We start from the raw sequence: 25,670 nt of genomic DNA on the forward strand, positions 1-25,670 counted from the left end.
TAAAAGTTAATGCACAATGAATAAAAAATGACAAATATGTAATACTGGAGGCAATAACTTATGGCAAAGCTGTCAGGTGCGGAAATGGTCATTCAATCTTTGATTGATCAAGGTGTGAAACAGATATTTGGTTATCCCGGTGGTAGCGTTCTTGATATCTATGATGCCATTCATACGTTAGGTGGAATTGAACATATTTTAGTTCGTCATGAGCAAGCGGCTGTCCATATGGCTGATGGTTATGCAAGGGCGACAGGAGATGTTGGGGTGGTTTTAGTGACATCCGGACCCGGCGCGACCAATACCATTACTGGTATTGCAACCGCTTATATGGATTCAGTACCACTGGTTATTTTGTCGGGGCAAGTGGCAAGTAATTTAATCGGTAATGATGCCTTTCAAGAGTGTGATATGGTGGGGATTTCACGCCCAATTGTGAAACATAGTTTTTTAATTAAAGATAGTCAGGATATTCCCGAAACGATCAAAAAGGCATTTTATATCGCCTCGACTGGTCGACCAGGCCCGGTTGTAATTGACTTACCAAAAGATGTCGTTAATCCGGCGAATAAGTACAACTATCATTATCCTAAATCGGTTTCAATGCGGTCTTATAATCCGACCATTCAAGGCCATAAAGGGCAGATCAAAAAAGCATTAACCACGTTAATGGCGGCTAAAAAGCCAGTCCTTTTTATTGGTGGTGGGGTTATCAGCGCCGGCGCAAGTGAGGCGATTAAAACTTTAGCGGATAAATTAAATCTGCCGGTAGCTTCAACATTAATGGGAATTAGCGCTTTTCCCGGCACGGATAAAAAGTATTTAGGCATGATTGGCATGCATGGGGTTTATGAAGCCAATATGTCGATGCATAATGCGGATGTCATTTTTGCTGTTGGTGCACGTTTTGATGATAGAACCACCAATAATGTTGAAAAATATTGTCCAAAAGCGAAGATTATTCATATTGATATCGACCCAACTTCGATTTCAAAAACTGTTCCGGCTGCTATTCCGGTGGTGGGCGATGCCAAAGTCGTTGTTGAAACGATGTTATCACAAATAGATGAAATCAAGGCTGAGCGAGATCTTGATGCATTAGTCGATTGGTGGAAACAAATTGATCATTGGCGTGCTCGTCACTGTTTAGCCTATAGCCATGAAGGCGAAAGCATTAAACCACAAGAGGCTATTGAAGTATTGTATAAGTTAACTAAGGGTGATGCTTATATTACTACCGATGTGGGACAGCATCAGATGTTTACTGCGCTTTATTATCCGTTTGATAAACCTCGTCATTTTATCACTTCTGGCGGACTTGGTACCATGGGCTTTGGCTTGCCGGCAGCGTTAGGAGTTAAATTGGCTTTCCCGAAAAAACATGTGGTTTGTGTCACCGGCGATGGCAGTATTCAAATGAACATACAAGAGCTTTCAACGGCTTTACAATATGGCTTACCAGTGCTGGTATTAAATCTCAATAACCGCTTTTTAGGAATGGTGAAACAGTGGCAAGATATGATTTATGCCGGTCGACATTCAAGTTCCTATATGGAATCACTGCCGGATTTTGCCAAAATTGCCGAAGCTTACGGCCATGTCGGTATCAGTATCACTAAACGAGAAGAACTTGAATCTAAACTTAAAAAAGCGTTGTCAATTAAGGATCGTCTGGTATTTGTCGATGTGATGACTGATGCCACCGAGCATGTTTACCCAATGCAGATTCGTGGCGGTGCAATGAACGAAATGTGGCTTAGTAAAACGGAGAGAACATAATGCGTTATATTTTATCAATTCTAACTGAAAATGAGCCGGGCGCTTTGTCACGAATTATTGGTTTATTTTCTCAACGTGGATTTAATATTGAAACGATTACCACAGCGCCAACCGAAGATCCAACCATGCACCGCATGACCATTCAAACAACCGGGGATGAGCATGTCATTGAGCAGATCCAAAAACAACTGCATAAACTGGTCAATGTTTATCGGGTGAATGATTTAACCGAAGGTCCTCACGTTGAACGTGAAATCATGCTGGTTAAAGTGGCGGCGAAAGGTTCCGATGCTCGTGATGAAGTTAAGCGCTGTGCTGATATTTTTCGCGGCTCGATAGTTGATGTGACTGCGACCCATTACATTGTACAGTTATCGGGAACGAGCGAAAAATTAGACTCGTTTTTAGCCTCAATTCGTGAAACGTGTAATATTGTTGAAATTGTGCGTTCCGGAATTATCGGTCTATCCCGGAGTGAAAAAACCGTCAATCATTAATTTTGTAGTAAAAAATTAACAGTTAACTTTTTACATTATAATAAAACAAGATTTATAAGGAATAAGTTTCATGCCGTTTTTTGCTTTTTTCACCATAATTCACTTATTTATTACATTGATTCGTTCTATTATTTTTTATCCAATAAAAAAGTTTAGAAATAATAAATATAAAAATAAGCTAATAGCAGGTAGTTCGGTTACAGACCTCAAAGCTTTTAGAATGTTAACTGAAGAGGAAAGAAAAGGTGTAGAAACTTATTTATCGATGGCTTGTGACCAATCTTCAGGGAAAAAAAAGTCATCTTTAGTTTCCCGAGAAGTGATGTCAATCTCCGGTAGTTGTGTCAAACAAACTGAATTTTTGCCTTCCGAAAACGCTTGTTCCTATAAAATCCATAATATTGATATTGTATTTCCTTTCAACATGGATCGTTACCTCAGTGATTATAACGAAGTTGAAATTGCGCTTACGCAAAATTTTGCTATTGCGGTTAAGTTAAATGATCACAAAATTGGTTCAGCATTATATGCGACCTATTTGGCCGATGAAAAAAAAGATAAACAAAGTTCGGCATATTGGCAAAGCGGCGTTTCAAAATTCTCACAAGGTGAAAACGTCGATGACGATGCTATTCATAAGGTAAGTCCACACGATAAACTGAGTGAAAAATTGGGTTACGAAATTTTATCAGTTCGAAAAGAAACATCGCAAGAATCAGCTTCCCGAAATAAATTAAATCGAGGGATACTCACGGCATTTTTTTGTTTTTTTGTCGTAAGCTATTTTAATCGTTTTTGGAATACAAAAGAGTTAAACGATCTGTTTTGGTTTGGAGTGAATTTTCTGGCTGCTACTTACTTTTATTTTCGAAAACCAAAATATAAAGCTAAAGTGCGATTTATTAATCAAGTAAAAGGAAGAATAACGAGAAAAATTGTTAAATCCAATGAGATTATCATTGGTCATGGTTTGAAATTAAAGTATCCCAAAAATTGGCAATCATTTATCCCTGAAAATAGTACTTTTGATGTTGATTTAGATGTTGATGTTGACAGTAAAAAAATTGTTCGTTATGGCTACGACTTGTCAGTTAGTAAAGAGGTTGAACAATTCGGGCCACCAAAATTTTGGGGACGAAATTTATGGCTTTTTTTAGTTGGCGCGTTTTATGTTTATGGTGTTAATTATCAAGCAGATGTGAGTGACAATTTCTCATTTGTTTATCATCAATACAATCACGATTCTAAACGTTGGTTTTTTGATGACCCCTCAAAATTAGTCACCAGCGACATTAAGCCGGGTGATGTAGTGAAATTAAATTTTTTAGATGTGTCATTGACATGTGAAGTACCTGTTAAAAATCAGGACGATAAATGTATTAAATCATTAATTCACAGTGCATCTACCGATAGCTCTTTTCATTTAGCCAGTTCCACAAGATATTTTCTTCTAGCTGGTTTAAAAGATAAGACAAGTTCTCAATCGGGTGAAAGTGTTGATCCACAATCTGACAAAAACTTTCATATAGATCATATCGTGGTCACGATGTCGGGATTCGTTTCAAATGTTGATCATGATCCTAATCATACCATTTCAACATTAACCATAAATACGCTAGAGTTATACCAAAAAGATATCAGCGAAAATCTATTGCCAATTTGTGTAAACCTGCTGTTATTTTTGCTTTTAGCTTCAGCGACCATTCTTAATGGTATGATGTTCGTGTTGAAACCAATTTTGAATTTAATTCGTAACGTTAAAATTAAAAATTACAATACGTATCGTATACATTAGGTTGGTTGTTACCATGATTGATATTATTTAATAAAAAAAAATGGCAGATTAAAGATTGAATTAGTCGGTTGAATCGAATTATTCAATATGATAAAGATAGAACTTTTTAGGCTTAATTTAAACACTCAACGTTAAAAGCCGCAAATTTAAAGGTAATCTAAGCTAAAGGCGCATTAAGCGCCTTTTGTATCAATATGAAAGCGATTCAAAAAAGTTTTCATAAACTGAAGAGAGAAAATAAAATAATCTATTTATCAGTTTCAAATTGTTTTTAGTTGTTTTTAGTAATAAATGAAAAGGAAATAAAGGAAATAAAGGAATATGTTTGAACTGTACATAATTTTACAGATTGGGATATTGTTATTTGGGACTTGTGTTTGGCTATCTTATCGAAGTGATCGTAGTAATAATAAGCAAAGATTAAGAGAATTTATTCAAAATCGACAGTCATCGCGAGAGCTAACTCAAGAAGAGTTAACACTCTTAGAACCTTATTTAACGAAAAAAAAAGCTGTTCGGCCTTATAAACTCAAACCATTAATTGATTATAAAGTATCACAGATTGAAGGTAGCTGTACCCACCATGGATTGTTATATAATGGAAAAGTTAACGACTATTATTATGAAATCGACAATATTGAGGTTTTCTTTCCCTATCAAATGTCTATGTTTATTAAAAAGTTCAATAAAGTCGATGTGGTTTTGACTAAGAATTACGCCATAGTAGTCAATATTAATACTTGTGATCTTGAATTTGCGTTCAATAATTATGATCCAAATTTTACCAGTGGCATAAAAACGATCGAGATGCCTGAATCTTTTTATGCTGACGATGCGTTAATCGATGATAAAGATGATCATGCTATTAATTACAATATTGAAGAAGATGAAGAAGAAAAAATTGAATACGAAACCTTGTCCACAAGAGATGAAACACCTTTAGAGGCGCTTACCCGTAATCAACATAACAATGGTATTCTAACTGCTATCTCTCTAGTCGTTGCCACTCTTTTGTTTATTGTCTTATGGGCAAATCAAATGGAGCTTAGCTATGGTTTAAGCGCAATTATTGCTATAAGCCTTATACTAGCGGTTGTCTGTTTGTTCGTTAAACCTAAACGTTTAACAAATTTGAAGCAGGTCAACATTATTAAAGCCAATATATTTGATAAAGATACTATAAATAATACTGTGGTTGTAAGTGAAACAACTAATTTAAGTTATCCTAAATATTGGTCAAAATTTTTACCGAGTTCTACTCCAACGCCGATCGAGATGGAAATGGTAGAAGAGAGTAAAAAATTGCTTCGTTATGGCCATACGTTGTCAATTAATCGCGAAGTAGAAGAATTTGGACCACCTAAAATCGTCGAACGAAATATACTTTTAGTTATTATTGCGGGGATTTTATCGCTTGCGCTTATTTGCTTTTCAGAGCCTATTAACAATACTATTTCGGCATATCGCTATTACAATAACCAATTAAAAAATTGGCAGATTAACGATTTAACTAGCTTAAATCAAAGTGATATCAAACGTGGTGATTTGATCAATATGACTATCAAAGGCACATCATGTGATGTTGAGAATATAAATCAAGAGAATAAATGTAATCACTTTTTTATCAATACCAAACCATTCGATGCTAAAGATAATAAAATTATGATCAATGCGCAAATTATTAAAAGAGTATTCGATAAAGATTCGGTTAAAACTGTGCGTGATGATGAGATGTTGCTTTTTGAAAAATACCAAAAGGAATTGGTTGATGAACTTAATAAACAAAGCAATATGTTCTCTTTTGATCGCTATGAAATTAATCCTTTTGTCAAATTAAAAGATATTGGACCGATGATAATTGATATTAATGATGTTTGTAATATTTTTGATTACGAATGTAAATTTATCAAAATGAGCTTACTCAATCTACATGATACAAGAGATTATGAAGAAGAGTATTGGGATGATATTGTTAAAGAGGCTAAATCAGATCCAACCTATTCGCTTATTTTAGAAGAAAAGAGGTTCGATTCATTTATCAATGATCTTCACAGATTGAAAGAAGAGTTAATGTTTAAAATCAAAAGAACGGTTTTACGTTATCAACTTGATCAGTCCGATGTTGAGATTACCTTAGCCAATGTTAGCTATATTGAAATACCTCAATCATATAATATTGATCATCTACAAACGGATAACGATTTGAACGAATCTCGAAATTATTATTACAATCTTCTAACTAATAATGATGAAGGTAATATTAATTTGATTGGAATGATCGACGATATTAGCTATCGACAAGATAACACCATTTCAGCGCTCAAAATTAACTCTAAAGAATATTATCGAGCAGAACCGCAAAAAATCTACTCGTTAACTTCGCCAGTTATTGTCAATATTTTTATGTTTGCGATTTTGATATTTGTGTTTGTACTTAATGGCATCTTACTAATTAGAAAAGTGATATTTAATCGGAAACGGTTAAATCAAATTACTCAATATTATAAAGATAGAATTTTTTAGGCTTAATTTAACTGCTCAACGTTAACGGCGAGCAAATTTAAAGTCGATAAAATTTAAAGACAATCAAAGCTAAAGGCGCATTAAGCGCCTTTTTTTTATCAATAGTCATTCATTTTCAAATTAATTTCTAAAAATGTGGCATCGAACATTGGCTACGGACTTATGTCCTAGTCAAATGAAAAATATCCTTATTATAATTGAGGCAACTCACTCATTATTCAGGAAATATTATGACCGCACATATCAATGCTAACCCCAACGACTTTGCACAAACCGTTATCATGCCAGGTGATCCTTTAAGAGCAAAATTTATTGCCGAAAATTACCTAACCGATGCCAAAGAGGTTTGTAATGTACGTAACCTTTGTAAAAAAAGCATCAAGCAAAAATGTTTCATTTATTTTAATCAGTGGCAGTGCCGGGGCGATGTTTAGCCCGGCTATTAGCTCAATATTGTATAACTATTTAGGTATTTATATTATTATGAAAACCATACCAATATATTATGCCGTTATTATCGTTATGCTGGCTATATCGATGTTCTTAAAGAAAAAAGCCCAAAAAAATAATGAATGAAATTAACTTAGGTTATCGCTTTTATGACAATGGTTGACTATAATGACGCCTCTTCAGAATAAGGTAACGCGATAGATAATTAAGTATCAATACGTTATCGATTCTGATGTGGTATATAGTTTGTGGTAAAAAACTTCGTTGATATGCAATTAAAATCATTAAATAAAGGTCGATTTAGCCGTTATTGGCAGGAAAACAATAAGTTATTCGAATCAATTATAGAACAATGCATTGTAGAAAAGAAAATCGTTGATGAAAAAACCACTCTTTTTCATCAAGAATGTAAAGTCGATAATTTAGTTGTTGTTTATAATGGTACGATTTCGATACGTTATCAAGCCAATAATGGGCGTCGATTTCATCTTGGTACAGTAGATTGTGATGAGCATATTTTCGGTGAAATGGAGTTTTTTACCGACTATTTATGTCAATTTGATATCATTGCCGAAGAAGCCCTTACTGTCGCTATCGTCAGCATTAATAAATTATATCAATCATTACTCAAATACCCTCAATTAGCACTGTTTTTTGCGAGTGCTATTGCTTTTGATTATCAAGAAACATTAGATATCTTCTTAAAAAGAAATTTATATTCAATCTGTTATAACATTGCTTTTGATATGTATCAGCATCATCTAAATATTCAACCCGTTAATCATTTTCAAAAAAACTACTTGGAAGCAGAACGTTTTGGCACTACCGATCGTGTCTATCGTCGAGCGGTTAATGAATTGATTAATTTAGATATCATCCATAAAGTTGCTGGTAAATTGGCAATTAAGGATATCGATAATTTAAAAGATTTTATCGAATTTAAAGGAAAATTCGCTAAATAGAGTAGGAATTGATTAACAATAAAGTTGTTTTAAAAACGCATTTTTTCAATAAAGGAATAATTGGATTAAGGAATTACTATGGAATGGTTTACACTTGTTAAAATAGGTCTTTTAATTTTTGGATTAACTAGCTGGATTCTTTTTAAAGGTGAGCGCAGTATAAAAAAGGATAATTTAGACGACTACTTAAGTCTACGTGAACCAATACGAGATCTCACCGATGAAGAGCTAGCACTATTACAACCGTTTTTAACCAGTAAATGGGCGGTTTATCCCTATAAATTTCAATCCTCATTAGTTGATAACAAAGTATCGCAACTACAAGGGATTTGTAGTCGTCATAGTCTTAACTACAATACTGAAGAAATAAACTATTATTATGAAATAGGCGATATAGAGATATTTTTTCCATATAATATGGATAAGCATATTGATCAATTCAATACCATTGATGTCGTATTTACCAAACAGTATGCGATTGTCGTTAACATTAATGGCAACGACCTCAAGACCGCACAGGAAAACTATGATCCAAACGAGGAATATGAATTTGAAGATTTTGGGGATTTAAAAGACAACACTTGCATTGACAAGTTTTATGAAAAACGCAACGATAATAGAGATGCTTTTGATATTGAGTCACTCACTCTTTATGATGATGATGAGCGCGATTATACGCAAATTGATCAAGAAGATGATTTGAAAAGCATCGACGGCGATAAGGTAAATTCAGGCGTATCAATTAATAATAACCTCTACCAACGAGAAGAAACAGCATTCGAAGCCACCATTCGAAGTAACTTGAGCAATTGTTTATCCATTTCGATATGTTTATTATTAGCCACCTTTTTATTGACATTATCATGGCATAGTCGTGATGATAATATATCTTTTTTAATTTTAATGTTTCTTGGTGGCGTTGCCTTTTTGGCATGGCGTAAACCTAAATTTGAATCAACCCCACAGCAAGTGAAAGTCATTGAAGCTACAATTCATGATAAATATTCCAATATCGTGGAGGTAGGCGAAAACACGGTATTAAAATACCCTAAGTATTGGTCAAATTTTATCCCTAAAAGTTCAGATTCTGCTACCGAAATGGTGATTAGTGAGGATGGTAAAAAATTACTTCGCTATGGTCACACGTTATCTATTCATGACGAAGTAGAGCAATTTGGACAGCCTAAATCAGTTGGGCAAAATAAAATTTTATTGGGGGTTGGGATCATCTTATCTTTTACACTCTTATATTATACTGATCCAATTAATAATGGATATTTTGCTTATCGATATTACTCGCAACAATCTAAAAATCTACAAATTAACGATCTCACTACTTTACATAATAGTGATATCAAGCATGGTGATATTGTGAATATCTCGATTAAAAACACATCGTGCGATGTTAATGATTTAACTGAAGATTTTCAATGCCATAACTTCTTTATCAATAGCCAACCAATAGTGGTGAAAGAAAGGGATGTTATGAGCATCGAAACCTCATTAAAACATATATTTTCGCCCGATTTTATTCAATATAAACATGATGAAGAATTTAAACATTTTGAAAAATTGCAACAAGTAGCTGTTGCGAGAGCTAACTATGAGTTAGGTTATGAGGCTTTTACCAAAAACCCTTTTTCTAAAATAAAAAGTCTTGGTCAAATGGTAATTGATATCGACAATAGCTGTAATATTTTACCTGTTGAACAATGTGATCAAGTTAAATTCCGAATTACTGATTTATTTTATACGGGTGATATCTTTAGGCGTGTTGGATGGGATAAATTGCTTGAGCGATCTAAAAAAAATCCTGATCTAGATATCATCGCTGAATCTATGGAAATATTGGAACTTTCAAGTACATTAGATTCATTTAACCCCGCATTGCAAAAAGAGATAAAAAAAATTGTTTCTCAATATCAGTCTGGAATAGAAATTACTTTAACCAATCAAAGCTATATTGACATGAGACCATTAATCAAAATTGACATAGAATCACCATACAATTCGATGAAATTGTACGAATATAAAACGGTGAATTATTATTTTGATATCTTAAATAGCACTATCTCGCCTAATGTTAATATTGTTGGTGTAGTAAGTGATATTCGTTATGGTAAAGATCAAAATTCTGAAACGATTTCTTCTTTAAAAGTTAATGCAAATCATCGCTATAATTTGGATGATAATCAAACAATATCATTTTTTTCTTTAATTAATATTAATGTTATCGTGTTTATTGTCATGATATTAACCGCAGTGATTAATGGCGTTAAACTAGTTAAAAACACTAAAGTTAACCAACGTCGAATTGATGAAATTAAAAAATATTATGAAAATAGATTAGGTACTATCGTTAATCTTGAATAAATAGACAAAGTGATTAACTAAACAATTAAACCTAATTATTCAATTGTGAGGGAAGGCATATTCTGTTATACTAACTTCCCGTCTGATTCATCATATATTGCATAAGTTTTTATGGTTTAAATTTCTGCAATATTATTCTATTAAATTAATAATGGTCTGGTATTAATGGTCACGAATTATATTTTTGTTACAGGCGGTGTCGTTTCTTCCTTAGGTAAAGGCATTGCCGCAGCATCGTTAGCTGCAATTTTAGAAGCCCGCAATTTAAAAGTCACCATGCTAAAACTTGATCCCTATATTAATGTTGATCCTGGCACAATGAGCCCGATTCAACATGGTGAAGTTTTTGTGACAGAAGACGGTGCTGAAACCGATCTTGATTTGGGGCATTATGAGCGTTTTATACGCACAAAAATGACGCGTAAAAATAATTTTACAACTGGACGTATTTATTCTGATGTATTACGTAAAGAGCGCCGTGGTGATTATTTAGGGGCTACGGTTCAAGTTATTCCTCATATCACTAATGAAATAAAATCACGGGTAATTGAAGGCGCAAAAGGTTTTGATGTTGCCATTGTTGAAGTCGGTGGCACCGTTGGTGATATTGAATCACTACCATTCTTAGAAGCAATTCGCCAATTGGCGGTTGATGTTGGTCGTGAACATACCTTATTTATGCACTTAACATTAGTGCCTTATCTTGCATCGTCAGGTGAAGTTAAAACCAAACCAACACAGCACTCAGTAAAAGAGTTATTATCAATTGGTATTCAACCTGATGTACTAATTTGTCGTTCAGATCGCGCAATTCCTGCTAACGAAAGAGCTAAAATTGCACTATTTTGTAATGTTCCTGAACGTGCAGTGATTTCTCTTAAAGATGTTGATTCGATATATAAAATCCCAGCATTATTGAAATCACAAAATTTAGATACCTACGTGTGCAATCGTTTCCATCTTGAATGTAAGGAAGCCGATCTATCTGAATGGGAACAAGTCATCTATGAAGAAGCTAATCCTGTCGGTGAAGTTACAATTGGTATGGTAGGTAAATACATTGAATTACCTGATGCGTATAAATCAGTAAACGAAGCATTAAAACATGGCGGTTTAAAAAATCGGTTAACTGTTCACATTCGCTATATTGATTCAGAAGATCTTGAATCACGCGGTACTGATATATTAAAAGATTTAGACGCTATATTGATACCGGGTGGATTTGGTTATCGTGGCGTGGAAGGCAAAATCATGGCAGCACGTTATGCCCGTGAAAATAAGATCCCTTATTTAGGTATCTGCCTTGGATTACAAGTTGCTTTAATTGAGTATGCACGTAATGTTGCAGGTATTAAAGATGCGAATTCAACTGAATTTGTCAAAGATTGTGCAAGTCCGGTTATTGCGCTTATTACCGAATGGAGCGATGAGTCGGGTAATGTTGTGCAACGTAATGAAAACAGTGATTTAGGCGGCACCATGCGTTTAGGTTCACAAATCTGTCATCTTGAGCCTAATTCATTGGTATCTGAGATGTATCAGAAGGAATCTATCACCGAACGTCACCGTCATCGTTATGAAGTGAACAATAATTTATTACCGGAAGTTGTAAAAGCAGGATTAAAAGTCACCGGTCTTTCAACCGATAAAAAATTAGTCGAAATTATTGAAATTCCTGATCACCCATGGTTTGTTGCATGTCAGTTCCACCCGGAATTTACCTCAACACCACGTGACGGTCATCCACTGTTTAGTAGTTTCGTGAAAGCTGCCAAAATTTATCAAGAGCAGCAACAAAAATAGTTTTGGATTAAATTTAGTAATATATCTGTCATATAGAGGAAAATAACATGGCAAAAATCGTTAAAGTACATGGTCGTGAAGTCATCGACTCTCGTGGTAACCCAACTGTTGAAGCCGAAGTTCATTTAGAAGGTGGTTTTGTTGGTCTAGCAATCGTTCCATCAGGTGCGTCAACAGGTTCACGTGAAGCGTTAGAACTTCGTGATGGTGACAAATCTCGCTTTTTAGGTAAAGGTGTATTAAAAGCGGTTGAAAACGTAAATGGCCCAATTGCTAAAGCAGTTGTAGGTAAAGATGCGTTAGATCAAGCAGCTATCGACCAAATCATGATTGATTTAGACGGTACTGATTTCAAATCTAACTTAGGTGCAAACTCAATTCTTGCTGTTTCTTTAGCAACGGCTAAAGCTGCTGCTGCGGCGAAAGGTGTGCCACTTTATCAACATATCGCTGATCTTAACGGAACTTCAGGTCAATACTCTATGCCTTTACCAATGATGAACATCATCAATGGTGGTGAGCATGCTGATAACAACATCGATCTACAAGAATTTATGATTCAACCAGTCGGTGCTAAAACAGTACGTGAAGCGATCCGTATGGGTTCTGAAGTATTCCATAACTTAGCTAAAGTGTTACACGCTAAAGGCATGAATACCGCAGTTGGTGACGAAGGTGGTTTTGCTCCTAACTTAGGTTCAAATGCTGAAGCATTAGCTTGTATCAAAGAAGCGGTTGAAAAAGCAGGTTATGTACTAGGTAAAGACATTACTTTAGCGATGGACTGTGCTGCATCTGAATTCTATAACAAAGAAACCGGTAAATATGTATTAAAAGGTGAAGGAAATAAAGAGTTCACTGCTCAAGAATTTACTCACTATTTAGAAGGTTTAACTGAACAATATCCGATTGTTTCAATCGAAGACGGTTTAGATGAAAGCGATTGGGAAGGTTGGGCATACCAAACTAAAGCATTAGGTCACAAAATCCAATTAGTTGGCGATGATCTATTTGTGACTAATACCAAAATCTTCAAACAAGGTATTGAAAAAGGTATTGCTAACTCTATCTTAGTTAAAGTTAACCAAATCGGTACATTAACTGAATCTATTGCAGCGGTTAAAATGGCTAAAGATGCTGGTTATACAGCAGTAATTTCACACCGCAGTGGTGAAACTGAAGATTCAACAATTGCTGATTTAGCTGTTGGTTTAGCTGCGGGTCAAATCAAAACTGGTTCTATGAGCCGTTCTGACCGTGTTGCTAAATATAACCAATTAATCCGTATTGAAGAAGCTTTAGGCGCTAAAGCTCCATTCAACGGACTTAAAGAAGTTAAAGGTCAATAATAAGTTTTTAACAACTTAATTTATTGTCTTGATAAGAAACGGTGACAAGTTCACCGTTTTTTATTTTGTTTCCAAATACATAAATGACAAAGGTTGCGTTGCGCTAGGTTGTGTTGTACTCTTAATGCTTTGTATTTATGACTAATCATTGATATCTATTGATATTTTATAATTTAGCCACATATAAATTTTTTAATCAATTAACTAACTCGATTTAAATTTTCTGCTTATGAATAATATTACGAATATGTCCCAGCCTAAAAGCAAATGGCAACTTTTCAACTGGCTTTGCAGCGGTAAACTACCGTTAAATGAATTATGGCGTAATCGGACTTATCGTTATAAATTTTTCTTAAGAACTTTGTTCTTAAGCCCAATTACCCTTAAATGGCTGGATAAGCTAAGACAGTATCCACGGCTTGGCGACTATTTTTCTTGCCAAACTAATTTACCGTGTAAATTGCAAAGACCTTATTTATCATCTTGCTTATCCCAGCAAGAACGATTTGATGCGTTAGTTTATCATTATGATTTTTTAGCTAAGCATAGCGATAAGATGACCAAAGCATTTTACGATCCTAATTCGCCATTTGTGTTGGCTGATGTCACAGTCAAAAATGATGCAAATATTCAGATCGCCATACAAGCTCGTAATAAATTTGCTCGAGAAGGGGAGATCAGCCTTTATTTTTATGATCAAGACGGCATCGATTTAGCCACCTTAACTTTTTCGATTATCCAGTATCAACAAAAGCCGACGTTATTTATTGCTGGTTTACAAGGTACCGGTCATCAAGAGGCTCGCATACGGGTGCAAAAGGCGACAAAACAGTGTTACGGTCTGTTTCCTAAACGGGTTGCGGTTGAAGCGGCTTTAATTATTGCCAACTATTTTCAGCTACCGCAAATAGTTGCTGTTGGTAACAAAACTCATGTGTATAACAACTGGCGTTACAATAGCCGACAAGAGCGAATTTTATCGGATTATGATGATTTTTGGTTAACTATTGACGGTAAACAAGATGAACGTGAATTATTTATCTTACCGAACGAAATCAATCGTAAATCGATTGAAGAGATAGCCAGTAAAAAACGTTCAGAGTATCGCAATCGTTATGCATTATTGGATCAATTAAAAGTGGCGATACAAGCGCAGTTAGCCTCTTTAAACTAACAGTCAACTCATCTTGGCATTAAGCGTGCCATTTTTTGTTGCATAGTGCCGGTTAACTACCGCAATGAAAGCGGCAAGCAAATTCGAGATTATTGGATTTGCTTGAAGCGCTGAATTAACAGGATAATAATATAAAAAAATAAGAGTAGGGAATAAAATATGTATTTTGGTATTTTAATTGCATTGGTGCCATTGTGTATTGGTTATTTGATTAAATTCAAACAAGAAAAATGGCTGGCCAAAATTAACCAAATCCTTAGTTGGATGGTCTATTTTATTCTCTTTATTATGGGTTCTGAGCTGGCTCAGTTAGATGATCTAACCACCAATTTACAACATATCTTATTTTATACTGCCATTATTTTTGTCTGCACATTCGGTAGTAATTTTATTTTCTTAATGTTATTCGATCTCTTCCTGCCTTGGAGAACTTCGCACACTAAGCAAAGCTATGATTCTCGTTTTAAAATGATATTGGAGTCGCTACGGGTCTGTATTGCTTTAATATTGGGTTTTATTGTCGGTCTTTTTCCATTATTTATATGGCAATACAGTGAAAATATTATTCAAGTTGTGTTAGTGTTTCTGTTGTTGCTGATTGGTATTTCATTGCGCAGTAACAATATTTCACTCAAGCAAATTTTACTTAACAAGGTGGGTATTGCAACAACCTTAATTGTTATTATTAGTACCTTTTTAGGTGGAATTATTGCGGCATTAATTTTACATCTACCACTGCCAGTTGGATTGGGGATGTCGTCCGGATTTGGTTGGTATTCCTTGTCTGTTATTTTGATGACTAAAGCACAAGGTCCAATTATCGGCAGTGCCACTTTCTTAAACGATATTTTACGTGAACTTTGTGCCATTATTGTTATTCCAACCCTAATCGGGCGCTATAAATTGACCGCACTTGGGTTGTGTGGCGCCACGTCAATGGATTTTACTTTGCCCATTTTGCAAAAAGGGGCAGGGATAACCATTGTGCCTCCGGCGATTGTACAAGGTTTTTTACTGACGTTGTTGATGCCGATTTTTATGACTCTGTTTAATTATGGGTTTTAAAGTTGAGGTTTTTAGAATTACGGTTTTTAAAACGGTGGTTTTATACTGAAACGTGGGTGTTTTCTGAAAGTTCTTGACAATGGTTTTTACTTTTATTGAAAGTTTTTTAGTCCGCAGGTTTCGGACGCTGTTGATTGGTTGATATTTTCAGTTCAGTGCCTGCGTCCGAATTAGGGGGATTTGGTGCGAAATCCCCCTAATAACCCCCTCGCAGCACCACCCAAAGCGGTCTTCGACTGCCCTCCGCCTTCGTTCGGTCTTAACGCACCGGCGCTGATTTGTTCCGGACAAAGCAGCGCCTCGCCAAACATCCTTGTTTGGCGTGCTAACCTCGCTCAGTTGTCGGCGCTTTGTGAAGGTGCGGGTTGGTGCACTTGTTTGCTTTTGGGAAAGGTCATGGTAAGCCGTTTGAAAAAAATAATGGAGTTCAAAATACAAACTTTTTAACCCCTTTTTTGTAGCTAAAAATAAAAACATTAAAAATCAATATATTGCAAAAGTGTTAGAAAAAAGGGTTTTTAAGCCTAAAATTGCCCTTTATGTTTTTATAAACGATGTTTATAGTATATAAGATTCTACTTCACGGCTGCATAAGCCGTTTAGAAATTTGTAGATATTTTAAACTTTTCAATATTATCTTCACGGCTGCATAAGCCGTTTAGAAAAAAACATGATTAAAAATTTTCAAGAAACCGAACTTCACCGCTGCATAAGCCGTTTAGAAACGGAACAGGTTTAAATCCAAAAATACAAGAATCTTCACGGCTGCATAAGCCGCTTAAAAAAATCGTGTGTGTCTGTCGTAAGACAGAGCCTTTTATGCTGTATAAGGGGTTTAGGATATTTTTAAAATATCTAAAACTTTTGTTTTTATACTTAAACGTGGGTGTTTTCTGAAACTTCTTTACAAGGTTTTATACTTTAATTGAGAAATTGAGAGTTGCAGGTTTTTAATCCGCAGGTTTCGGACGCTGTTGATTGGTCGATATTTTCATTTCAGTGTCTGCGTCCGAATTAGGGGGATTTTGTGCGAAATCCCCCTAATAACCCCCTCGCAGCACCACCCAAAGCGGTCTTCGACTGCCCTCCGCCTTCGTTCGGTCTTAACGCACCGGCGCTGATTTGTTCCTGACAAAGCAGCGGCTCGCCAAACATCCTTGTTTGGCGTGCTAACCTCGCTCAGTTGTCGGCGCTTTGTGAAGGTGCGGGTTGGTGCACTTGTTTGTTTTTCTGGAAGGTCATGGTAAGCCGTTTGAAAAAAGTAATGGAGTTCAAAATACAAACTTTTTAAACCCTTTTTTTTAGCTAAAAATAAAAACATTAAAAATCAATATATTGCAAAAGTGTTAGAAAAAAGGGTTTTTAAACTTAAAATTGCTCTTTGTGTTTTTATAAACGATGTTTATAGTATGTAGGTTTCTAATTCACGGCTGCATAAGCCGTTTAGAAACGATCAGACTGACAAAAAATTTATATTCTAAGATTCACGGCTGCATAAGCCGTTTAGAAATTTTGTTCTAACTCGGCTAGCCCCTGGTCATCATTCACGGCTGCATAAGCCGTTTAGAAAGTTGGATCACCCGAGAATTAATAATGAAAACGATTCACGGCTGCATAAGCCGTTTAGAAACGCAAGCAGGGGGTGCTTATCAACTAATTCACCTTCACGGCTGCATAAGCCGTTTAGAAAGGTAAATGTCGGATACCCTCACGTCCGACCGACTTCACGGCTGCATAAGCCGTTTAGAAAGTTTCTAAAATACCAGCCAAACGGCAATTCTTCTTCACGGCTGCATAAGCCGTTTAGAAAGAATCCAGCCGATCGCAAAGTGATAAAACAGCCTTCACGGCTGTATAAGGGGTTTAGGATATTTTTGAAATATCTAAAACTTTTGTTTTTATACTGAAACATAGGTGTTTTCTGAAAGTTTTTGTCAAGGTGGGTTTTTGGTATTGTGGTTGTTTTGGGTTGGTTAACTTTATCGCTAGTTATGGCTTTGGGATAAAGTTTTGGTTTTGGTGTTGTGCCGGTTAGTTTGTGTGGTTTTATTTTTATGGGGTGTTTGGTTGTCGGGGTAGGGTTAGGTTGCTGGTGTTTACGCCTTCAATTTCCAGTAATTTTATTTTTTTATCGATGCCGCCTGCATAGCCGGTTAGGTTGCCGTTTGTTCCTATCACTCGGTGGCAGGGGATGATGATTGAGATTGGGTTGTGTCCGACTGCACCACCAACCGCTTGGCTGGACATCTGTTGTTTATTTAGCGCTGATGCGATTTGTTTGGCTATGTCGCCATAGGTGATAAGTTGTCCATAAGGGATTTTACACAAGATATCCCAAACTAAATAGCGAAACGGGGTGCCTTTTGGCGCGAGTGGTAATTGGTTAATAGCGGGGTTTTTGCCGGCAAAATAGTCATCTAACCAATGTTTGGTTTGATTAAAGATCGCTAAATTTGCTTGTTCTTGCCACTTTTTTACTGCCATATCGCCAAAATATTTTTGTCCTTCAATCCATACACCAACTAATTTATTTTGATGACTAGCTAGGGTGATGTTGCCCATTGGTGAGGTGTAGTTGGTCGAGTAGTACATGATCTTTCCTTGTTATCTAGATTAGCTGTTGGCAAGCTATTATAGCCTGATCTTAAGATTAAGGTGGTTTGTTTTTTATTTTTTATGAAAGAAGATTATTGGTGTTTGATATCTTTTTATTTTGATTATTTGATTAACGCTATAACTGCAAGCAGAACAATAATCAATAAACGCTTTTATTATCCAGCATAATATGAGTGCAATAAGAAAAGTATGCGGTCTGCGATTTTATTGGTGGTGATAGTTCGGCGGTTTTGGCTGATAAGTCAATGACTCACTGGAGTGAGCCATTGGTTTTTGTATTTATTACTTGCTTAAGGTTTTGCCTTTTTCTACGTAGCTCATGTCGCCTAAACTTTCTACGATAAATTTACCGTCGTCGGTGTAGCGAATTTTGGTCACACTGGCGTTACCTAATCCGGCGGTAATCGGTTGGTCTTGCATCTCTTCGACCATTGCCATGATCGCCATGCCATGAGTCACAACTAATACGTTACCACCGCCTTGCGCTTGTGCTTGTTTTGCAATAGCTTTTAATGCGGTTTGCATACGTGTTTTGACTTTATTGTAATTTTCCGCTTCGCCGGATTTTTCAACTGCTGCAATGGCATCCATCATTTTGTTTAAGGTGATTTTTCCTTTACCAAAATCTTCCATTAACGCTTTATCCGATTCGTAGCCTAAATGCTGAGCAGCGGGCGTCCACATATTGGGATCGAGATCGCCTTCGAAGTCACCAAAACAGGTTTCTCGTAGTGCTTCCATTTCGTTTATGTTTATCGGATCGCCTTTGGTTTCTAATATGATACGGGCAGTTTGTCTTGCTCGTCCTAGATCGCTTGAGTAAACTGCAATAAATTTCATATCGCCTAATCCGCGTCCAAGTTGCTGTGCTACTTCGATCCCCGGTTTGGTTAATGGTGTGTCAGACCAGCCTTGAGCACGATGTACGTTGTTAAACATTGTTTTACCATGACGAGTAAAATATAAGTTGACCTCTTGCGCAAAGGCTTGCGATGCTAAAGAGGCTGCCACAACGACAATACTGATAAGTTTGATAATTTTTTTCATACTTTCATCCTTTTCTTAAAATAAATTAAATCGATAATCAATCACGGTTTCAGCCGATAGCGTTGGTGAGCGTTGTGCTTTGCCGTCTCTGAGTTTTGGGGTGACATCAGAACTGCTGATTGTTTTGTATGACCAGCCATAACCTGCTTTAGCTAAAATTGATAAGTTTTTGAAAGTGCCGCTGGTCGGTTTAAAGATATTAAAGACGTTAATTTCACCGTTTTTTAGGGTTTGGTGTTTATAGTTAAATCTGCCGTAATTCATATACAAACCGGTAGTGTTATCTTGCACAAAGTCGTAACCTAATACCGCTGATAATACCAGTTCGCCATCTCGCATATAATCAGCCCCGGCGGCGGCAAGTCCGTTAAAGCGTCCACGTGTATTTTTGCCTAGATGTCGACCGTAAAAGCCTATTGCATTATGTTTGTTGGCATCGGTATAAGCCAGACCGAGTTTGACGCTCCAATCATCTTCTTTCCATTGGGCATCGGCGGCATAGTGCCATGCGTGATCTTCAAACTCTTTTTTGCTTTTTGACATGGCATCATAATTTTTTAAAGCATAACTACCGTATAACTGCGAGCCTAAGGTTAATTTGTTGGTTGGCTTGTAAGTTAGCTCAATAGCATGACGTCTTAAATAGTCTTTAGCGACACCATATGAGTAGTCGATTTTTGTGGTGCTATCTTGATAAGCGATTTCAGCCGTTGAGATATGGTCGATGACACTTTTGCGATCATTACTCATAAAATGCAGTTTTTGGGCTGATTCACGGGGAAAGGCACTGTTAATCCGAGCAAATGAGAAAGCGAGCTTGTCAACATTAAAAATCCCACTGTAACCGAGGTAGCTGTTACGAGTTAAATGCTGGGATGAGCTGATAATGCCCAGATCTTTTAAACTTTGCCAGCCAACTTTACCGTTGAATTTGATGTTGTCATTTCCCAGTTTGATTTTGATATAGCGCTGGGTGAATTTATTAAATCCGTGGGCGTTATGTTTGCTGTAGCCTTTGCCGTCGTTATACAGTAAATTACGGGTGGCAAAGTAGTCACTTGCGCCAAGTTTTATCACATTGTCATAAGTGACATCAAAACCTAGGGTATCAAATAGGTATCCCGATTTATAATTGAGGGTAAATGCTTGCCCCCAAGCGCTGTGAACTTCTTTGGGTTGGGATGCGTTCTCTTTTAAGTATTTCCAATGATTACGGGTGGAAAAATCGAGCTTGCTATCGTTAAAAAAGTGATTATCGAACATACCGGCTGATGAACTTACGTCATTGGCCAGTACTGAACAACTCAGTAGGCTTAGAAGTGCCAGTGGTAGGTATTTCAGTTTTGTCGTCATATCCTTTGTCCTTGTTTCCTAAAATAAACCTAAATGCCAACTTGTGAGGGGGCTAACTCCTTAAGTTAGGATTAAGGTGTTATCTGCTAAGTGCAGTCATCATTCAAGATAAAATTGATTCGTGCGATGTGTTTACCTGTTTTTTGTCTGTTCTTGCCTTATGTTAACGAGTGTTTAATGCAACGTTTTTTAGTCGCTATGATCGAGTGAGATCATCGGCGCTAAACTTGCTGCATTTGCCCATTGCTGGTAAATAACCGGATGATGCGACTTCCTAATCTTTGTCTGTACTTTCAAGCTTCTGATAATCTGCAAGTCGCTGGTATTTCGCCTTTTGGCGTTATTTAAAGCAGCTATCGATCGGCTTTCGGTTTGTTGTTCCATAACAATTTATTCATCCGGTTTAATTTTTCGATCCTTTGCGCTTGATGCGAAAAAGATTGGTAAGCCGATAGCCCATAACTTAGGCTATCGGGCTAGTTTTATTTTAGTACCGCTCCTTTTGATGCAATGACCGATTTGTACCAGTAAAAACTTCTTTTCTTATATCGTTTTAAAGATCCGGTGCCGTCTTGGTTAAGATCCACATAAATAAAGCCGTAACGTTTTGTCACTTCGGCTTTAGATGCACTAATTAGATCAATTGGTCCCCAACTGGTGTAACCCATGACCTCGACACCGTCTTCAATAGCTTCACGGATTTGAACTAAATGATCGTTCATATAGTTAATACGATAATCATCGTTTATAGTGCCGTCGGTTTCTAATTTGTCTTTTGCGCCTAATCCGTTTTCCACAATAAAAAGCGGTTTTTGATAACGTTCATAGAGCATATTTAATAGATAGCGAATGCCGACAGGATCGATCTGCCAACCCCATTCAGATGCTTTTAGATAAGGATTCGGTACCATATCTAAAATATTACCTTTGGTTTTAAGTGACGGATCAGCCGTTGCACAGCAACTCATGTAATAGCTAAATGAGACAAAATCGACAGTGTTTTTGAGATCTTGAGCATCTTGCTCAGTAATGGTTAACTCAATACTGTTTTGTTTAAAGTAACGATGCATGTAGGTTGGATAGTAACCACGGACTTGAACATCACCAAAAAATAGCCAGCCGTGGTTTTCTTGATGAGCTGCCCATACATCTTCAGGTTTCGGGGTAAGAGGGTAGGCGACAGCGCCTAATAACATGTTGCCGATTTTGGCATCCGGTATGATTTGATGACACAATTTTACCGCCCGTCCACTGGCCACCAGTTGATGATGAATGGCTTGATAGATTTGCTGTTTACTGCTGTTACGATCTAAGCCCACGCCGGTAAACGGTTCGTGCAATGACATGTTGATTTCGTTGAAGGTTAACCAGTATTTGACTTTCTCTTTATAGCGTTCAAATACAACTTTGGCATAATGGGTGAAAAATTCAATCACTTGCCGATTACCCCAACCACCATATTGCGTGACTAAGTGATAAGGCATTTCATAATGCGATAGTGTGACTAATGGTTGGATATTGTGTTTAGCCATTTCGTCAAATAATTTGTCATAAAAAGCTAAACCTTGTTCATTTGGCTGTTGTTCATCCCCGTTAGGAAATATCCGCGTCCATGCAATAGATACTCGTAAGCAGCTAAAGCCCATTTCAGCAAATAGCGCTATATCTTCCGGATAGCGATGATAAAAATCAATCGCTGTATCTTTTATGCTGTTGATCTGATGCTGATTGCGATCGATTATTTCGCCAAATAAGCCGTTTGGTGTACAGTCGGACGTTGATAGACCTTTACCGTCTTGACGATAAGCACCTTCCACTTGATTGGCGGCAATTGCGCCCCCCCAAAGAAAATCGTTAGGAAACGTTGTTGACATGTTTTACTCCTTATTTGCGATTAATGCTAGTAATGCGTCACCACTTTCAATGTTGCTTTGCTCTGTTATGCAAAAGATATCTTGATAATTATCTGTGTTGGTAATAATGATTGGTGTAGTCATGGCAAATCCGGCTTTTTTTATGGCCTCAATATCGAAGCTGACTAATAGATCCCCTTTTTTGACTTTATCACCTGCTTGGACATGCGATTGAAAATGTTGACCGTCTAATTTAACGGTATCAATACCAATATGAATCAATATTTCAGCGCCACTTTGGGTTTGTAAACCAATAGCGTGTTTAGTTCTAAATAGCGAAACGACTTCACCGTCATCCGGGGCGAGCGCTTGTCCAACCGTTGGCTCTATTGCGATACCTTTACCCATTAATTCGCCGGCAAAGGTTGGATCGTTCACTTCGCTTAAAGGCAAAATGTTGCCGGTTAACGGGCTAAAAATGGTGGTTGCATTGGTGCTCGCTTGCGCATGGCTGTGTTGATTGGTGTTATTAGCGTGCGCATTATCTGTGTTTTCATTCTCACTATTTGCATCTTGTAAGATCGATTTATCTTTAGGAATACCAAATAGATAGGTCACAATTAAGGCTAAAGTAAATGACAGCACACAACCAATGACCACGGCATAAAATTGCTCATTAATGCCAGTTTTAGGGATCAGTTGTAAGAATGAAAAGATATTAATAAAGCTAAAGGAGTAAATCACACTGTGGTAGTAACCGACAATGCCACCACCGACAACTGCGCATAAACAACCGATGATAAATGGTCTTTTTAACGGCAGGTTAACCCCGTAAATAGCCGGCTCAGTCACACCAAAGATGCCCGATAAGACCGAAGAGCTGGCTAATGCTTTAAATTGTTTGTCTTTGGCACGTAACATCACCGCTAACACAGCGCCGACTTGGGCAAATACCGCTGGAAATAAGATCGGTAACATAAAATCTTCTTGATAAACCGCAAGGTTATTTAAGGCAAACGGAACCAGTCCCCAATGAATGCCAAAAATAACCATGACTTGCCAAATGGCGGCTAAAATCATTGAGGCTATAATCGAGTTCAGTCCATAAACAAAGATAATGCCGTCGGCAATAAGATTACTGACGTAAGTCACCAAAGGTCCAATTACCGCAAAGGTGAGTGGCACAGTGATGATAATGCCCAGTAGTGGCGCAATAAACTTTTTAAACGAGTCATGCATAATTTTATTAAAATTGCGTTCTAAGAGTGAATAGAACCATGCAGCTAAAATTATTGGAAAGACAGATGACGCGTAAGGAATAAGCTTAATCGGAATGGCGAATAGTTCAGTATTTAATGAAAATGCACCTGCCGGCATCATGCTGGCTATGGTTGGGTGGATAAGTGCGCCACCAATTGCCATACCCACGTAAGGGTTACCACCAAATTTTTTCACCGCCGAAAATCCTAAAATAATCGGTAGGTAATATAAAGGGGCGTCACTTATTGCAAATAAAAATTGATACGTTGAGGTATTTTCCTGCACGATATTGCTGATAAGCAAAACCGATAATAGACCTTTTAATATCCCGCCGGCAACTAGTACTACCAGCACCGGAATAAAGATCCCCGATACTAAATCGATTAGTTTAGAAAATAGTCCTGTTTTTTGTTTTGAGGAAGCTTGCTCATTATTTTTGTCGTTTAAGTTGGTCAGTTGCATAATGTCATTAAATACATCTGCAACGTTATTGCCAATCACTACTTGAAATTGTCCGCCGCTTTGAACAACCGTTATAATGCCGTTTTGTTTTTTTAATGTATCGGCATCGGCCAGGCTTTCATCTTTTAAGACAAATCTTAGTCTGGTAGCGCAGTGTACCAGGCTGATAATATTGTCTTTGCCACCGATTTGGTTAATGATTGATTCGGCAAGTGCTCTGTTTTTCATACCTTATCCTTATTTTTATGCAAAAAAAAACCTAGCTCCCTTTTATTCAAGGAAGCTAGGTTTTGCTTGCAAAGTAGAATCATTCTATTTTGCAATAACAATCCAAAAACTGATGTATTTAGGCTAACATAAATTTTGCGACCTAGGTATTAATTCCGATATTGTGTTTTGGAAATTGTGATTTATATCACATTATGTTTTTTTTAATTCGTTGCGCAGTCTTTCGATATGAATGGTTAGATATAAACTTTCGTCATCGCTAAGGGGATGTGAATAGTGTTGGATTAAATGCAGATCAATTTGTTTAGTGCATTGGTAAGCTTGTTCATATTTTTTTCGAATTAATTCATATAGCGAGGCGTCTTGTTCGGGGTGTTCGGTTTGGCTCAGTATGCGATGTGAAAAGAATTTCAAATGAGTGATAAACCGCTGATAGGACAGACAATCTTCATCATACTCAAACTGAAAGTGATATTTTACAATGTTTAAAATTTCACGCATGATTTTGGTCATTTTAACAATGTTGGGCATGGTGTCATTGAGCTGCGCATTGATAATATGAAAGGTGATAAAGCCGGCTTCGTCTTCCGGTAAATCGACATTTAATCGTTGTTTTATCACTGATAATGCGTATAAACCGATTTGAAACTCTTTAGGGTAGAGTTTTTTGGTTTCCCATAAAAAACTATTTGGGATATCAAACCCTTGTTTATGTCGTTCTATGGCAAAATGGATATGATCGGTGAGTGAAATATAGATACTATCTTGCAGTTTGCCTTCTAATAACTGCTTTGCATGATTAATAATCACTTCAGTTGTTGTTAATATTTCAATGGGAATTTCAGAAAGTAATTCAGCAAATCGGGGGAGGGTTTCGTTATTGGTTAATGAGAACTGTTTTTCAATCAAATCACTATCAATTAAGTCGCCTTCTCGCTTTTTAAAACCCACGCCACGACCGGTAACGATGAGTTCATTACCCTTCGCATCTAACGTAACAACGACATTATTATTAAGAATTTTATGAACTTTCATACACTGCTGCTTGTTTTTTCTATATCGGTATTATGTATAGTGAGCA

At 36.7% G+C, this 25,670-nt stretch carries 19 protein-coding genes, 1 pseudogene and 1 CRISPR repeat array; of the genes and pseudogenes, 11 read left to right on the forward strand and 9 right to left on the reverse strand.

Annotated elements, in window-relative coordinates:
- The first annotated feature begins 60 nt into the window (after positions 1-60).
- From ilvI to J3U74_RS09060, 11 genes and pseudogenes are all read left to right on the forward strand, one after another.
- The gene (gene ilvI / locus J3U74_RS09010) at positions 61-1,779 is read left to right on the forward strand and encodes an acetolactate synthase 3 large subunit (protein ID WP_220217588.1); all 1,719 of its coding nucleotides are present in this window, start codon (positions 61-63) and stop codon (positions 1,777-1,779) included.
- Positions 1,779-2,276 carry an acetolactate synthase small subunit gene (gene ilvN, locus J3U74_RS09015; RefSeq protein WP_220217587.1) on the forward strand — a complete coding sequence of 166 codons (498 nt, stop codon included), beginning with the start codon at positions 1,779-1,781 and terminating at the stop codon, positions 2,274-2,276. Before ilvI ends, ilvN begins: the two co-directional genes overlap by 1 nt.
- 70 nt (positions 2,277-2,346) lie before the next feature.
- The gene (locus tag J3U74_RS09020) at positions 2,347-4,071 is read left to right on the forward strand and encodes an IgaA/UmoB family intracellular growth attenuator (protein ID WP_267329113.1); all 1,725 of its coding nucleotides are present in this window, start codon (positions 2,347-2,349) and stop codon (positions 4,069-4,071) included.
- A 321-nt stretch (positions 4,072-4,392) separates the two neighbouring features.
- On the forward strand, positions 4,393-6,594 hold the full coding sequence (locus J3U74_RS09025) for an IgaA/UmoB family intracellular growth attenuator (RefSeq protein WP_267329112.1): 2,202 nt from the start codon (positions 4,393-4,395) through the stop codon (positions 6,592-6,594).
- 230 nt (positions 6,595-6,824) lie between these two features.
- Positions 6,825-6,959 (forward strand): annotated as a pseudogene (deoD, locus tag J3U74_RS09030) (purine-nucleoside phosphorylase); the annotation flags it as partial.
- A 354-nt stretch (positions 6,960-7,313) separates the two neighbouring features.
- On the forward strand, positions 7,314-8,006 hold the full coding sequence (locus J3U74_RS09035) for a Crp/Fnr family transcriptional regulator (protein ID WP_416379768.1): 693 nt from the start codon (positions 7,314-7,316) through the stop codon (positions 8,004-8,006).
- A gap of 78 nt (positions 8,007-8,084) precedes the next feature.
- Entirely contained in the window at positions 8,085-10,379 is a 2,295-nt protein-coding gene (locus J3U74_RS09040; protein WP_267329109.1) for an IgaA/UmoB family intracellular growth attenuator, read from the forward strand.
- 165 nt (positions 10,380-10,544) lie between these two features.
- Entirely contained in the window at positions 10,545-12,182 is a 1,638-nt protein-coding gene (pyrG, locus tag J3U74_RS09045) for a glutamine hydrolyzing CTP synthase (RefSeq protein WP_220217581.1), read from the forward strand.
- A gap of 47 nt (positions 12,183-12,229) precedes the next feature.
- Positions 12,230-13,531, forward strand: coding sequence for a phosphopyruvate hydratase (eno, locus tag J3U74_RS09050; RefSeq protein WP_220217580.1), 1,302 nt, complete (start codon positions 12,230-12,232; stop codon positions 13,529-13,531).
- Between the two features lie 247 nt (positions 13,532-13,778).
- Complete coding sequence (locus J3U74_RS09055; protein WP_267329108.1) at positions 13,779-14,705, forward strand: VirK/YbjX family protein; 927 nt, start codon at positions 13,779-13,781, stop codon at positions 14,703-14,705.
- A 159-nt stretch (positions 14,706-14,864) separates the two neighbouring features.
- The gene (locus J3U74_RS09060) at positions 14,865-15,770 is read left to right on the forward strand and encodes a lysine exporter LysO family protein (RefSeq protein ID WP_267329107.1); all 906 of its coding nucleotides are present in this window, start codon (positions 14,865-14,867) and stop codon (positions 15,768-15,770) included.
- Positions 15,771-15,940: 170 nt separating this feature from the next.
- Here J3U74_RS09060 and J3U74_RS09065 read toward each other — a convergent pair whose 3' ends face one another.
- The 9 genes from J3U74_RS09065 to licT all read right to left on the reverse strand — a co-directional run bounded on the left by J3U74_RS09065 (position 15,941) and on the right by licT (position 25,624).
- A complete protein-coding gene (locus J3U74_RS09065; protein WP_267346929.1) occupies positions 15,941-16,081 on the reverse strand; it encodes a hypothetical protein in 141 nt (46 codons plus the stop codon).
- A 703-nt stretch (positions 16,082-16,784) separates the two neighbouring features.
- The gene (locus J3U74_RS09070; protein ID WP_267346928.1) at positions 16,785-16,925 is read right to left on the reverse strand and encodes a hypothetical protein; all 141 of its coding nucleotides are present in this window, start codon (positions 16,923-16,925) and stop codon (positions 16,785-16,787) included.
- Between the two features lie 267 nt (positions 16,926-17,192).
- A CRISPR array of direct repeats spans positions 17,193-17,580; the repeat unit is 28 nt; unit sequence ATTCACGGCTGCATAAGCCGTTTAGAAA.
- 242 nt (positions 17,581-17,822) lie between these two features.
- Positions 17,823-18,362 (reverse strand): methylated-DNA--[protein]-cysteine S-methyltransferase, encoded by a 540-nt coding sequence (locus tag J3U74_RS09075; protein WP_267328996.1) that lies wholly within the window; start codon positions 18,360-18,362, stop codon positions 17,823-17,825.
- A gap of 306 nt (positions 18,363-18,668) precedes the next feature.
- Positions 18,669-19,433, reverse strand: coding sequence for a histidine phosphatase family protein (locus J3U74_RS09080; protein ID WP_220217576.1), 765 nt, complete (start codon positions 19,431-19,433; stop codon positions 18,669-18,671).
- A 15-nt stretch (positions 19,434-19,448) separates the two neighbouring features.
- Positions 19,449-20,786 carry an OprD family outer membrane porin gene (locus tag J3U74_RS09085; RefSeq protein WP_220217575.1) on the reverse strand — a complete coding sequence of 446 codons (1,338 nt, stop codon included), beginning with the start codon at positions 20,784-20,786 and terminating at the stop codon, positions 19,449-19,451.
- Between the two features lie 189 nt (positions 20,787-20,975).
- Positions 20,976-21,170, reverse strand: coding sequence for a hypothetical protein (locus tag J3U74_RS09090; protein ID WP_267328997.1), 195 nt, complete (start codon positions 21,168-21,170; stop codon positions 20,976-20,978).
- A gap of 98 nt (positions 21,171-21,268) precedes the next feature.
- Positions 21,269-22,660, reverse strand: a complete 1,392-nt coding sequence (locus J3U74_RS09095; protein ID WP_267328998.1) for a glycoside hydrolase family 1 protein — start codon at positions 22,658-22,660, stop codon at positions 21,269-21,271.
- A gap of 3 nt (positions 22,661-22,663) precedes the next feature.
- Positions 22,664-24,589, reverse strand: a complete 1,926-nt coding sequence (locus J3U74_RS09100) for a beta-glucoside-specific PTS transporter subunit IIABC (protein WP_267328999.1) — start codon at positions 24,587-24,589, stop codon at positions 22,664-22,666.
- A gap of 192 nt (positions 24,590-24,781) precedes the next feature.
- Positions 24,782-25,624, reverse strand: a complete 843-nt coding sequence (gene licT / locus J3U74_RS09105; RefSeq protein ID WP_220217571.1) for a BglG family transcription antiterminator LicT — start codon at positions 25,622-25,624, stop codon at positions 24,782-24,784.
- Positions 25,625-25,670: the final 46 nt, after the last annotated feature.

This window comes from Gilliamella sp. B3892 (assembly GCF_026536305.1).
Taxonomy (GTDB): domain Bacteria; phylum Pseudomonadota; class Gammaproteobacteria; order Enterobacterales; family Orbaceae; genus Gilliamella.